Annotated in this window: 15 protein-coding genes; 1 reads left to right on the top strand and 14 read right to left on the bottom strand. The window is 52.4% G+C overall.

The features are described 5' to 3' along the window. Positions 1–52 precede the first annotated feature (52 nt). From LQZ19_RS04330 to LQZ19_RS04270, 13 genes are all read right to left on the bottom strand, one after another. Positions 53–928, bottom strand: a complete 876-nt coding sequence (locus LQZ19_RS04330; RefSeq protein WP_411046429.1) for a prephenate dehydrogenase — start codon at positions 926–928, stop codon at positions 53–55. A gap of 70 nt (positions 929–998) precedes the next feature. Further along, entirely contained in the window at positions 999–2,024 is a 1,026-nt protein-coding gene (aroF, locus tag LQZ19_RS04325; protein ID WP_411046428.1) for a 3-deoxy-7-phosphoheptulonate synthase, read from the bottom strand. Positions 2,025–2,432: 408 nt separating this feature from the next. Next, positions 2,433–3,677, bottom strand: a complete 1,245-nt coding sequence (locus LQZ19_RS04320) for a hypothetical protein (protein WP_411046427.1) — start codon at positions 3,675–3,677, stop codon at positions 2,433–2,435. 290 nt (positions 3,678–3,967) lie between these two features. Further along, positions 3,968–4,807: a radical SAM protein gene (locus LQZ19_RS04315; protein WP_411046426.1), complete on the bottom strand. Its 840-nt coding sequence runs from the start codon at positions 4,805–4,807 to the stop codon at positions 3,968–3,970. Between the two features lie 46 nt (positions 4,808–4,853). Next, on the bottom strand, positions 4,854–5,957 hold the full coding sequence (gene hisC / locus LQZ19_RS04310; protein ID WP_411046425.1) for a histidinol-phosphate transaminase: 1,104 nt from the start codon (positions 5,955–5,957) through the stop codon (positions 4,854–4,856). Beyond that, on the bottom strand, positions 5,954–6,250 hold the full coding sequence (locus tag LQZ19_RS04305) for a type II toxin-antitoxin system RelE/ParE family toxin (RefSeq protein WP_411046424.1): 297 nt from the start codon (positions 6,248–6,250) through the stop codon (positions 5,954–5,956). The genes hisC and LQZ19_RS04305 overlap by 4 nt, the downstream gene beginning before the upstream one ends. Then, complete coding sequence (locus tag LQZ19_RS04300) at positions 6,240–6,524, bottom strand: type II toxin-antitoxin system Phd/YefM family antitoxin (RefSeq protein ID WP_411046423.1); 285 nt, start codon at positions 6,522–6,524, stop codon at positions 6,240–6,242. The genes LQZ19_RS04305 and LQZ19_RS04300 overlap by 11 nt, the downstream gene beginning before the upstream one ends. A gap of 51 nt (positions 6,525–6,575) precedes the next feature. Further along, complete coding sequence (hisE, locus tag LQZ19_RS04295) at positions 6,576–7,871, bottom strand: phosphoribosyl-ATP diphosphatase (RefSeq protein WP_411046422.1); 1,296 nt, start codon at positions 7,869–7,871, stop codon at positions 6,576–6,578. Next, a complete protein-coding gene (gene hisF / locus LQZ19_RS04290) occupies positions 7,865–8,665 on the bottom strand; it encodes an imidazole glycerol phosphate synthase subunit HisF (RefSeq protein ID WP_411046421.1) in 801 nt (266 codons plus the stop codon). The genes hisE and hisF overlap by 7 nt, the downstream gene beginning before the upstream one ends. A gap of 13 nt (positions 8,666–8,678) precedes the next feature. Further along, positions 8,679–9,305 carry an imidazole glycerol phosphate synthase subunit HisH gene (gene hisH, locus LQZ19_RS04285; RefSeq protein WP_411046420.1) on the bottom strand — a complete coding sequence of 209 codons (627 nt, stop codon included), beginning with the start codon at positions 9,303–9,305 and terminating at the stop codon, positions 8,679–8,681. After that, positions 9,302–9,937, bottom strand: coding sequence for an imidazoleglycerol-phosphate dehydratase HisB (gene hisB, locus LQZ19_RS04280; protein ID WP_411046453.1), 636 nt, complete (start codon positions 9,935–9,937; stop codon positions 9,302–9,304). The genes hisH and hisB overlap by 4 nt, the downstream gene beginning before the upstream one ends. Before the next feature lie 16 nt (positions 9,938–9,953). Further along, positions 9,954–10,805, bottom strand: a complete 852-nt coding sequence (hisG, locus tag LQZ19_RS04275) for an ATP phosphoribosyltransferase (protein ID WP_411046419.1) — start codon at positions 10,803–10,805, stop codon at positions 9,954–9,956. A gap of 431 nt (positions 10,806–11,236) precedes the next feature. Continuing rightward, complete coding sequence (locus LQZ19_RS04270; protein ID WP_411046418.1) at positions 11,237–11,917, bottom strand: methyltransferase domain-containing protein; 681 nt, start codon at positions 11,915–11,917, stop codon at positions 11,237–11,239. Positions 11,918–12,020: 103 nt separating this feature from the next. On the opposite strand from LQZ19_RS04270, the gene LQZ19_RS04265 reads away from it, so the two are divergent. Then, positions 12,021–12,383, top strand: coding sequence for an XRE family transcriptional regulator (locus tag LQZ19_RS04265; protein ID WP_411046417.1), 363 nt, complete (start codon positions 12,021–12,023; stop codon positions 12,381–12,383). 50 nt (positions 12,384–12,433) lie between these two features. On the opposite strand, the gene LQZ19_RS04260 is transcribed toward LQZ19_RS04265, so the two are convergent. Next, on the bottom strand, positions 12,434–12,819 hold a 386-nt coding region (locus LQZ19_RS04260), incomplete at its 5' end, for an ISAs1 family transposase (RefSeq protein ID WP_411046416.1).

Here is a 12,819-nt window from a genome sequence, read left to right as displayed (position 1 = left end):
ATACTTTGTGCGCCATATTCTCCTTTGCGGTTAAATGTTCTTCCTCTTTTATCTACCCGTTCATGGCGGCCCGCCTGTCCCGCACCGTAGCCAGCCGCTGTTCCAGGGCTTCCCCCTGATCGCCTGCGATAAGTGTCTTTAAGGCATCGAGGCTTCCTTCAAACTGTTCTATACGCCGCAGTAATTCTGTTTTATTTTCCAGGAAGAGTTCGGTCCACATGGGGGCGTTAAGCATGGCTATGCGGGTAAGATCCTCGAAGCTGCCGCCGCCGAACCGGGTAATTTCCCTATCCGCCTCGCAGTCGATAAGAGCGGCGGCAATGACGTGGCAGAGCTGGGATGTAAAGGCTATCTTCCGGTCGTGTTCCTCCGCCGTAGTTTCGGTGATCCGTCCAAAACCCATGCCGTGGATGAGAGCCTTCAGAAAGTCCAGGTTCTCCCTCTTATTCCGCTTAAGGGGGGTAAGGATGTAGTTCTTCCCCTGAAAGCTGCAGCGCTTCGCCTGGGCGAAACCTCCCTTCTCGCTCCCCGCCATGGGGTGGCCGGGAATAAAGTCCAGGTCCGGCCGCAGGGTCCGCTCTACCGCAGCAACAATGTTCCCTTTTATGCCGGCAATATCCGTTATGAGCGATCCTGAACGAAATGCTCCCATCCATCTGCCCATAAACCGGATCAGCGTAGCGGGGTTGAGGCAGAGGAACACCAGATCGCAGCGGTTCAGCATTACTGCTGTTTGTTCGTCACCATCTTCCCCGGCCAGCCAGCCGTCGTCGATAACCCCATCGGCCTTGGCGGCATCCAGGGTTAGGCGGTCCGTCTCTAAGGCCAGTATCTTCGCCGGTTTCAAGGGACGGAGAGCCAGGGCCATTGCGCCGCCCATGAGGCCCAAGCCGACTATGCCCACAGTGCAGTCTTCGATTGGTTTCATTTCTTCTCCTACCTTCCCATCTTCCCTTCTTCGACTTTGCGGTTAAAAATTCTTGTATCTTGGACCCTGCTCATAGTGTTTTCTCTTCCAGGGCTGCGTACTTCCGCAGGACCGTCATGAGGGTTCCGAATTGATCCGGGGTGATGGACTGTTCTCCATCGCAGAGGGCCGCCTCAGGATTGTTGTGGACCTCAATGATCAGGCCATCCGCTCCGGCTGCCAAGGCGGCTTTGGCCATGGCGGGCACCATCCAGGCGAGACCCGTGGCATGGCTGGGGTCCACGATCACCGGCAGGTGGCTCTTCTTTTTCAGCGCCGGGATGGCCGCCAGGTCCAGCACATTCCGGGTAAAGCTGTCGAAGGAGCGTATGCCCCGTTCGCAGAGGATGATCTTATCATTCCCCCCGGCCATGATGTACTCCGCAGCCATGAGCAGTTCCGTTATCGTACAGGCGTAGCCCCGTTTAAGCAGTATAGGTTTGCGGCAGCAGCCAAGCTCCTTAAGGAGGGTAAAGTTCTGCATGTTCCGGGCGCCTATCTGGATGACGTCCACCTCATCAAAAAGTTCCAGTTGATGAATAGCCATGAGCTCGGTCACAATGGGCAGCCCGGTCTCCTTCTTCGCCTCCAGGAGCAGGTCCAGCCCTTCGCAGCCCAGCCCCTGGAAACTGTAGGGGCTGGTCCGTGGTTTAAAAGCGCCTCCCCGGAGGAAACCCGCACCGGCCTGCTTTACCGCCCGGGCTACCGCCACAATCTGTTCCCGGGTCTCCACCGAACAGGGCCCGGCGATGATCCCCAACTGCCCGCCGCCTATGCTGCGCGGTGAATCATCGGCCGCGGGAATATCGATCCGCGTATCCTGGGGATGAAACATCCGGTTGGCCCGCTTATAGGGCTCCTGTACCCGGATAACCTTTTCCACCAGATGGTGGGCCGAAAGGGTCTCCTCGCTGATCCCCGTGGTATCCCCCACAAGACCCAGAACGGTCTGGGACGCCCCCTCGGAGTAATCAACCTTAACCCCCTGGCTTTCCATCCGGGCGATAAAAGCCCGGATGTCCTCTTTTGTAGTTCCCGGTTTAATAGCAATAATCATGACACATAACTCCTTATTAGTGTGGCGGCTGCCGCACAGTTTAATCGAAGCGAAACGAAGTTTCGCATAACCCCTTATTAGAAATAAAAAAAGGGAGGCCCCTTGGCAATTTTATTGCCCCGGAGTCTCCCTGGTTTACAAGGTTTACAGCCCTAGTCTAGGCAAAGGCCGCCGGCTCCGCATTCGAGGACAGATAAAAATAATAATAGTAGGCCTGCATAAAAGAGGGGGTTTTATCTGTTCTTAGCATCACGGAACCTTTCAATCTATTTTCCTTTCGTAGATTAGTATGCAATAGGTTGGCGGGAAATGTCAATATGGGAAACGCCGGATCGCATAAAAAAACCGGCTCCCTAAGGAACCGGTTAAAAGCTGTGCTGCTAACGCCGGTAAACGGCGCGGGTTAGATTAGAAGCTCCAGACAAAATCGATCTGGAACTGGTTTGTAAAAAAGTTCTTATCCTCGGAGTTTTTAACATCCCCGGCGCCCAAATTACCAAACTTGTCAAAGATTTCGATGCTGATGTTCGGGCTAAATTCGAATACGGCGCCCGGCTTGACAAAAATACCATTACCGGCCAGATAATGAACGTTGTCCGAACCGATTGCAAGATACACACCGATACTATCGGTAAGTTGGTACTCGACGCCCAGCTCAATGCCGATAGAAGGATCACCCTCACTTGCCGAGGGGTTTGCGAGTGGAATATCCGCTTTCCTGGTACCAAAGTATGCAAACTCAGAAGTAGGCGTTTCACCATCGTCACTGAGGTCAATGTCGATATCACCTTCGATGTATACACCAAACTTATCGGCTTCAAACGATATTGCCGGGGCTATGCGGAAATACCCCTCGGCGCCGCTCTGGTATACACCGGTGATGTCAATACCCACGGGTAAAATGTCGGGAACCTGTAATGCAAACATGGCTTCTAAATAGCTGTCGCTTTTCTCATAAGTTTCACCAGAAAGGGGATCAGTAAAAGGTACTTCATGATGAACTAATGTGTCGACTTCGCCATCTAAATCTGTGTCAGACCAATAGTACACTGCGCCTTTCCGGCCAGAATCCAGCCGGAAGGACGCAAGGGCAGTAAAAATATCGTTCGAGTACTTAGCGCCAAACCATGAACCGCCAAGAATATCGTTTAGTGAACGTACCCCCGAATCCTCATCCGGAGAAAAAAGAGGAGAAATGGGAAAACCATAAGAAAGGCTTAGGCCGTCAATCGGACGTAGTTCTAAACGAACCATATCACCGCTATCGATGAATTCATCGACAACACCCCCGGTAGCGTAGATGTCATCAACACCGTGTCCGCCCCAGATTACGACTTTATCGCCGAACAGATTAACCCAGCCGAAGGCTTTTGAGAGGGTGACACCATAGGTATCCCATGACTCAAGCTGAACCTTTGTTCCGCCTATATCACCTGTCCAGCCGAGATTCAACCGCCCGCGGAAACTATATTCGCCATCATCGTTCCATGCCATAACATAGTTATCATCACCGTTCGCTATTCCGTCATCCTCCGTGAAGATGCCGAGACCGGATATGACTTCGCCGGTGACTTCGAAACCATCACCCAAGTCTACCGCAAACATGCTCCCTGCTACTGCAAGGAGCAATAAAAAAACCAACATTTTCCTCATTTATGTAGGACCCTCCTAAAAACTGACAAGAGCAGGTAATCTACGAATACCTGTGATCTCCTTTATACATATCTTTAGTATAGCGATATGTAATTAGAATTGTCAATAATGTTAGTCTCGTTTAATTTTTTTTTCGAGCTTTTTAAGAATTTGACAGTTCCTTATACCATAACGAATTAGGCTAATGCAAAGCTGAATGGAGATGGGGCAGCCGAAAAAAGGTATACTTTTCCCCACCGTATACTTCCTAATCCGGTTAGGGAGCGATCCATGATTTTGGCTTTAGTGTTTTATAAAAAAACTTCCACCGGGATGGGCTTTCCATCCGGTCTGTACAGGCCGGCGGCGTTCAGGGCGGCTCTAAGGGAGACGGCGCGTTCTTCCAGGACCGGCGCCGGCAGGGAGGATGCGGTGGGATCACCGGGGCTTGGCCGGGCTTTACCGTAGATTTGGAAGGCAGCGATACGGCCCGAGGCGGCCAATTCCAGGGCGAGACGTTCCCATGCTGCGGCTTCCGGCGGCGGCGGCGGGGCGCCGTTTATGGCGCAGATCATGGTCTGGAGGGTAAAAGGGGCGGTACGCGCAAAGGCTTTTATTGCGGCAATTAAACGGTCATAGGGTACGGCGGAACAATCCATTTGGGCGTACCAGCCTTCGGTACCGGCGTCCAGTTTGAGCCAGATGTTCAGGGCTTCAGAACCGGCGGCGGCGCAGCGCAGAAGCTCAAAGGTTTCGTCTTTCAGCAAGCCCGTACCATTGGTAATTAGTACCAGGGCAGCCTGAGGAACAAGCTCAGAGCGGATTTGGGCAGCCGCTTCCAGGGCCGCAGGGAAAAACGGGGAAACCGTGGGTTCCCCGTTACCGGAAAAACAGATATCCCTCACCGTTTCAGACCGATCGCGAGCTTCGGCAAGAACCCCACGCAGTGTTTCTGCCATGGTATCCACAGAAAAACTAATATCAGTTTGAAAAGGGAAAACCTCGCAGTAGGGACAGTCAAAGGTACAAACCTTACGATCCGGGAAAAGATTGATCCCGACAGAAAGACCCTTGGACCGGCGGGAATAAACGGGGTACACCATGGCGCCCCCTTCACGGCTGCGGTGATTTTCCACAGAACCGATGATCATGTAAGCCTCCTGGGAACTATTCTGCTGTTAAAATATACCACAAATTTTAGTCAAAAGCAATCTCCCCGCAGGCCTTGAGAAAAGCGTCCATATCTTCATCGGTACCGATACTGACCCGGAGGAAATCTACGATACGGGGCTTGTTGAAGTGCCGGATCAGGATGCCCCGCTCACGGAGGGCGGCGAATAACTCCGGGCCGGTTTTTTTGGGAGAGCTGACAAAAAGGAAATTCGCCCCGGAGGGGATCACCCTAAAGCCCAGGGTGATGAGGGCGGCGGCGGTCCGTTCCCGGGTGGCGATTACTTTTTGTGTTATCCCGTCATAATAGGCAGTATCCCTGATAGCAGCGGCAGCCCCGGCCTGGGCAAGGCGGTCCAGGGGGTAGGAGTTGAAGGAGTCCCGGACACGGCAGAGCCCTTCGATGAGCTCCTCACTGCCTATGGCGAAACCGGCCCGGAGCCCCGCAAGGGAACCCATCTTTGAAAAGGTGTGGACCGTAAGAAGGTTGGGATACTCCTGAATATGGGGAACCGCCGACTCATCCCCGGCGGGACCGCTAAAAGCGGCATAGGCTTCATCAATGACCACCACCCGGTTCTGCTTTTTCTGATAGCCTGCCACTGCCAGTATGTCCCGAAGGGGCAGGGTCCGGCCGGTGGGAGCGTTGGGGTTGGGAAAGATCACCCCGCCGGAGGGCACAAGATAATCATCACTGTTGATAGAAAAATCTTCCGTCAATGGGATGGTACGGAAGGGGATGTTCCAAAGCCCCGCATAGACCGGGTAAAAGCTATAGGTAATATCGGGAAACAGTATTGGTAACGCAGTATTACTGTTAAAAAATGCTCCAAAAACAAAAGCCAGAACCTCATCGGAACCGTTGCCCGCAAAGACCTGATCGGGCTTAACGGCATACCGCCCAGCGATAGCCTCCCGCAGTTCCCGGCAGCCGGGGTCGGGGTACAACCGGAGCCGATCCCCCATGGCGGGGCCGTCGGAAAGAACCTTCCGTATCGCCTCTATCACCTTTGGTGAGGGCGGATAGGGGTTCTCGTTGGTGTTCAGCTTGATAAACTGTCCGTCCCGGGGCTGTTCGCCCGGCACATAGGGGTCCAGTTTTTTAACGCGATCATTCCAATAACTACTCATTTTAAAAACGCCTCAATATTTCTTTTTCCATGCAAAACCCGGTAGATCCGGATTGTCTTACCGGTTTTAAAGGTTTTATAAAACACCAGATAGTCATTAACTATCATCCTGCGGTATGTTTTATTGTTTTCATACTCAACATACATATAGGGATTCTGAGCAAGACCTTCTATTGCCCGTTCAAGATCATCAAGAAATCTGCCTGATGTACCGGGATAGAATTGGGATAAATACTGGCAGATGCCATCTATATCCTCAATCGCTCGTTTTAAAAGTTTTACCTCATAGGCCATGGTATTTCTTTTTCAAGCGCCTAAAGACATTCCTATAGTCTTCCCAAACAGCTCCCGGGGAAGCTTCTTCTTTTTCCGCTTCCTGCAGCTTTTCCTCTATGTACATAATATGCTGGTATTCTTCCATTTTGGCATAATCTTCGATATTGATAAGAACCGCCGCTCCCCGCCCGTTTTTAGTAATAATTACCGGATCATGGTTTTCGAGCAAGGATTCTATTTCAGCATAATGATTCCGCAAGTCCCGTACCGGTCTGGCTTGTATATTTCTCATATTAATTACTTCCTAATATAAGTGTATCACATTTGGGATACATTGGCAAGTTCATTTTTTGTGCCTCCGGTCCAGTTCATCCAGTACCTCCCCCACCTCAACCCCGGAGCGGGTTATGAGGGCGGTGGTGAAGTACAGGAGGTCCGCCGCTTCCCAGACGATTTCGTCGTGGGTTTTGGCGGTACAGACTTCCTCGGCTTCCTCCAGCACCTTTTCCCGGACCAGTTCGTCGTCCAGGGTGGCGGTGTAAGAGCCCGGAGCGGGGTTGCGGAACCGTTCGGCGATAATGGCCTGGAGGTATTCCCAGGTGTAGCGGCGGCCGGTCTCGAAGCAGGTCCAGGCGCCGGTGTGGCAGACGGGGCCTGCGGGCTCCACCACGGCGAGGATGGCGTCCCGGTCACAGTCGGCGCGGAGATGCAGCAGTTTTAGTGTGTTTCCGGAACTCTCACCCTTCATCCAGAGTTTGTTACGGGTGCGGCTGTGGAAACAGAGGCTGCCCCGCTTGAAGGTTTCGCTCAGCGCTTCCCGGTTCGTGAAGCCGGTCATCAGGACCTGGCCGTCGGGGGACTGGGCTATTACCGGGAGAAGCGCGGCGGCATTTTCCGATGAAGCGGCTTTTTTCCAGTTGAGGGAGGCGATAAAGGCGTCGGCGAGTTTTATTTTACCCGTGTAGAGGGCCATACCCAACTGAACATCGCAGTTAAGGGCGGCCAGGGATTCGATTTCTTCCAGGGTGGAGACACCGCCGGCGGCGGTAATGCCGCAGGAAACGGCCTCCCGCAGTTTTTTTACCGGGCCCAGGTCGATGCCGGTCATGGTACCCTCCCGGTCCACGCAGGTAAAGAGGAGTTCCGATACGTAGGGCTCCACCGCCTTGGCGCTTTCAATAAGGTCCAGGCCGGTTGGAGTTTTCCAGCCGTCCACAACAATCTCGTAGTTTCCCGATCCGACACTCTTGGCGTCCACCGCAACGATGATCCGTTCCCGGCCTATGGCCTTAACCATGGCTTCAAGAAAAGTTTTATTAACGAGGAATTCCCCGCCGGTACGAAACACCGAGGAGCCCAGGATAATTTTCTGTGCGCCAAGGCTTACCAATTCCCGGGCCTGTTCGGGGGTTCTGATCCCTCCGCCCACCCGGCACTGCGCCGTGCGGAGCAGGGGTTTGATAAGATCCGCGTTGTTTCCCTTACCCATGGCGGCGTCCAGGTCGATCACCGCCACTTCACCATAGCGGTCAAATTCCGCTGCCAGCTCTTCGGGGTTATCCCGCTGTAACACCAATTCTGAACCCTGTTTTAGCTGGACGACCTTGCCGCCCTGCACATCTATAGAAGCGATTACCATCTGACACACACTCCTTTTGATTCGGCGTATTTTTTTATTTTGGGAATCGTGGTCTTTCCAAAGTGCAGCAGCGATGCTACCAGGGCAGCATCAGCGTTACCCCATTGATCGCCGCTCTGTTCCCCGGGGGGCAGCAATACGTTCGCGATCTGGTCCAGGGTCCCCGCCCCACCGGAGGCTATTACCGGAACCGGGACAGCTTCCAGGATGATCCGGGTCAGTTCCAGGTCGTAGCCCGCCCCGGTACCGTCGGCGTCAATGGAGTTGAGGAGTATTTCCCCCACGCCCAGTTCCACCGCCCGTATCGCCCACTCCACCGCATTCAGCCCGGTGTCCTCGCGGCCGCCGTGAGAATAGGCATTCCAGTAGGGTTTGCCGCCGGGGGTAGTTCCGGCACGGGCGGCGTCTATGGACAGTACCACGCACTGGCTCCCGTAGGCCTTTGCCATTTCGGTAATAAGGCCGGGGTTCTGTAAGGCCGAGGTACAGACCGAAACCTTGTCCGCCCCGGCGTTCATGGCTTCCCGCATATCTTCCACGGTTCGTATGCCGCCGCCCACGCAGAGAGGGATAAACACCTCCGCCGCCACCTGACGGACCACGTCCAGTAAAGTTGCGCGGCTCTTATAGGAAGCGCCAATGTCCAGGAAGGTGAGCTCGTCCGCCCCCTGGTCGTTGTAGCGCCGGGCCAGCTCCACCGGGTCTCCGGCATCCTGTATACCCTTGAACTTTATTCCCTTAACCACCCGGCCATCGTCTACGTCCAGACAGGGGATTATTCGTTTGGCTTGCATATAAACGCCTCCTTTACTTGGCCCAGTTTTCCAGCAGCTTCAGTCCCAGGGCGCCGGACTTTTCGGGGTGGAATTGGACAGCGGCCAGGGCGCCCCGCTCTATCACGGAACAGTAACGCACATAGTATTCGGCCCAGGCGGCTGCGGCGGAATCATCATTCGGGGCCGTGTAGTAGGAATGTATATAGTAGAAAAATGAATTTTCCGGCAGGTCCCGGAATAGCTTGGAGCCGGATCTGGCCTGGGTTTGGTTCCAGCCGATCTGGGGAACCTTACGTCCGGGGAAGCGCTTTACCGTACCGGGGATCACCCCCAGGCCGGGTATGGGCTTACCGTCAACCGGAGGCGCCTCCTCGGAGCTGTCAAACAAAAGCTGGAGGCCGATGCAGATCCCCAGGAAGGGCTTATCCGCCCGGATCCATTCCCGCAGGGCATCGGCGTAGCCGGATTTTTCCAGGGAGGCCATGGCGGTGGCAAAGTGGCCATCACCGGGGAAGAGGATCTTTTCGTAAGGCGCTTTAGCGCCCCCGCCGGCTAACTCCTCCGGACCTTTAACAAAGCTGCTTTTAAGTCCCAGCCGTTTCAGGGCGTTCATCACCGAACCCAGATTGCCGGCGCCATAGTCAATCACACCAATCATGCCAGTACGCCCTTTGTGGAGGGGATCATGTCCGGTAAGCGGGGATCGATTTCCGACGCCTCCCGGAGCGCCCGGGCTGCGGCCTTGAACAGCGCTTCTATTTTGTGGTGATCGCTCCTGCCCCGGAGTATATCCAGGTGCAGGGTTACTGCCGCCGCCGCAACGAAACCCTGCCAGAAATCCTCGATGGTATCGGTCTGGAAGGTGGACACCGCAGCGGAGCTGGAGGCAGAACCGGCGGGAGCCGACACCAGGGGTATCCCCGAAAGCTGGACGCCAAATATCAGGAAGGCCCGGCCGGAAACATCCACCGCCGCCCGGGACAGTGTTTCGTCCATAGGGTAGAGACAGCTCCCTACCCGCCGTATCCCCCGCTTTTCCCCCAGAGCTTTTGCAAAACATTGGCCCAACACTATTCCTGTGTCCTCCACCAGGTGATGCTGATCCACCTCCAGGTCTCCCCGGGCCCGGATCTCCAGATCAAACAAGCCGTGCCGGGCAAAGGTATTGAGCATATGCACCATAAACCCGATAGGATAGTCCAATTTCGCCACCCCGGTCCCGTCCAGGTTCAGCCGTATGGTAATATCCGTCTCCCGCGTCGCCCTGGTAATCTCCGCAATCCTCGCCATCATTCACCTCCTATTTTCAAGGAACCACTTTCCTTAAATCGTACTCCACAATATCCACGGCGCCGAGTCTCTTTAAGCGGGGGATAATATCAGGAACCTCGTTTTTCTTTACCGCAATCTTCACCGCGTACCCCTCATCCCCATAGAGGGGCGCCACGGTGGGACTCTTCATGGCGGGAAGCCCGGCAACCATAGCCGGGAACCGGTCTTTGGGGACATTCATTTCCAGCATCACCCTATCCCGGCCGTCCAGCACCGCCTTAAAGAGCATTGCCAGTTCTTCAATACGCAGCCGTTTTTCCGGGTCCGCCATGGCCGCCCGGGAAGCTACAAAGCGGGTAGAGGATTCCAGAATTGTAGCGATGATCCGCAGGCCGTTATCCTTCAGGGTTTGGCCCGAGGAGGTATTATCGATGATCATATCCGCGTCGTCCGGAGGGAAAACCTCGGTAGCGCCGTAAGTACGGAGTATGCGGTAGTTGTAACCCCGGCTTTTAAGCCAGCCTTCGGCGATATTCACATATTCGGTAGCCGCCGCCAGCGTCTTTGTTTTGAGGCTTGCGTCGTCCAGGCCTATGGGAACCGCCGCCACGATCCGCACCCGGTCCAAGCCCAGGTCCAGGAGCTCCACCACATCGGCGCCGCTTTCCTTAATCCAATCAATGCCGGTGAACCCCGCATCGTGGCTCCCCATTTCCAGCAGATCACCCACATTTTGGGGCTTCATGATCTTGGCATCCAGCCAGTCGGCGATCACCGGCCTGTAGGTCCGGTCCGCAAGGTAAATGGGGAATCCGGCCTCAGCAAAGAGCCTGGAAACGTTGTCAAAAATCCGTCCCTTGGGAATCAAAATCCGTAGTTTATCCATATTTTTCTCCAAAAAAAAACCGTGGACTCCGGAGAATCCACGGTTATGTTACCGTTTTAACGCTTATAAAGCGCCGGACTCCGGGGTGAATGGGTATCCCTGATGGTGATGATGGTCCGAAGTCCTATACATATTTCAAGTTTATCTAATATTTGTTATCTGTGTCAATATGTGTTTCCATATTGATGCAAAATTAATGCAGATATCTCTATCGGCAAAAACGGGCGTGGGGAGGAGTGCACCTGGCTTCATGTGCGTGTAGAGTCTGCTTGCGGAGCCCAGTAGGTCTCCTCCAGCAGGGAATTCCACATACATGAAGCCAGGTGCACTCCTCCCCACGCCCGCCGGTGTCACAGAGTACGAAGAGGGGGATTCCTTAGAGGAGTTCACATGCCGGGGTGGGAGGGGAGGGGTGCTAAACTTTAATTATTTCATATGTTTTTATAAATATATGTATCATAATCTTTTATTAAGCTATGTAATTTTTCCACAACTTTAAACCGGCCAGTATCCATCAATACATTGTGATCAGATGGATGAAAATATATTATTGTTATTTCACGTGGTTTCGTGTTTAGACTTTCAAGTATACGCTCGATTACAATTTTTAATATTGATCCGGGAAATGGATTATATAAAAAGAAATGATCATATTCATCATAGGCATAATTTGTCGCATCCGCAATAGATATATTAATACGGTTATCAAGGTTAAGTATCAATATATTTTTACGTGCAATTTCCGCTGTTTTGGGATCTATTTCTATTCCCATAATTTTTTGATATGGATATTTTGCGGCATAGGTCAATACAAAACCCTTTCCGCAACCAATATCCAGGAAACTGTTTTTTTCAGTGATGTTTAATACTGAGAAAATTTGTTTTAAATGACTTTCCGGAGTTATGGCATAACCATGATTTTTCCCCTTAACCTTTAATTTTTGATTTCGCTGATGAAAATCTAATCCGCGAGGCTTTTCTAAAATATAAGCGCGAAAAGCATACCATATTCGTCTATACCATATTAATATGGCGTGACAAATATTGTTCATAACAACCTCCGAAACGTCTCCTAAGAGAAACCGGCGTTTTTTTGGCTTTTCTATAGCCAAATTTCTTTCCAAATATTGCCAAACAAAGATAAGAAACCTAACGTTTACGCTGAAAAGGCAATTTATTATTAATAAATATACCTTATAAGGTGTTTTGTCAACTATGAAATACCCTTTTGTAAGTAATATTTCAAGCAGTATGGGCTTTAGAGAAAATTTGAAATCAGAATTGGAATTCAATGATATGGCCGTTAAAGAATTGGCCGCCTTATCCGGTGTACAGAAAAGGGCAATTGATAACTATCTCAGGACCATAAATGCCGCAATACCGGCGGCTGACGCCGCAGTCAAAATTGCCCGTACCCTGGGGGTTACCGTAGAATATCTCGTTATGGGTGAAGAACAGCAAATTCCGCAGGAAATCCGAAAAATCACCCGCAATTTACACAAAGTAAGCATGAGAGACCGGAAATTAATAGCGGATATGCTTGAATCAATGATTGAGCGGAAAGAAAACAAGGAGTAACCAAGTCCGATGGGGAGATCTGTATCAACATGGCAACAGGGCAAAAGCATTTACTTTCCAAAAAGGACGGTAAAGAAGTAATTCTTATTCATGGAAGCCTTGAACATCCTGCGATGAATACTGAATTGTTTTTTACCGGCGTCAGCCATTCTCAGCCGGGAAAGCGCCGTTTTTCGCAGGATATTGAGGTTTACCGGAGAGTGATCCTTACGCGCTCGGGAGGCATCTTCCCCAAAAGTAACGTCCAAGGCCCAATGCAACTGATTTTCTATCGCCCAATGGCCGCGTATCACCTGTGCGAACCGCTGGGCGTCCGCCTCCAAATCGATCAGCTTATGTTTGATATTCCCCCAGGGCCGCCGGGGATCGGTGAGTTCTCCCAATCCCTCTTTCAATCGTTTGATATCTTCTTCCGGTATTTCCATGGTCCCTCCCA

Origin of the sequence: Treponema primitia (assembly GCF_046533075.1) — a bacterium.
GTDB classification, from domain to species: domain Bacteria; phylum Spirochaetota; class Spirochaetia; order Treponematales; family Breznakiellaceae; genus Termitinema; species Termitinema primitia_B.
The sequence above is the reverse complement of the archived record's forward strand: the minus strand, read 5'-3'. Positions and strand labels throughout refer to the sequence as shown.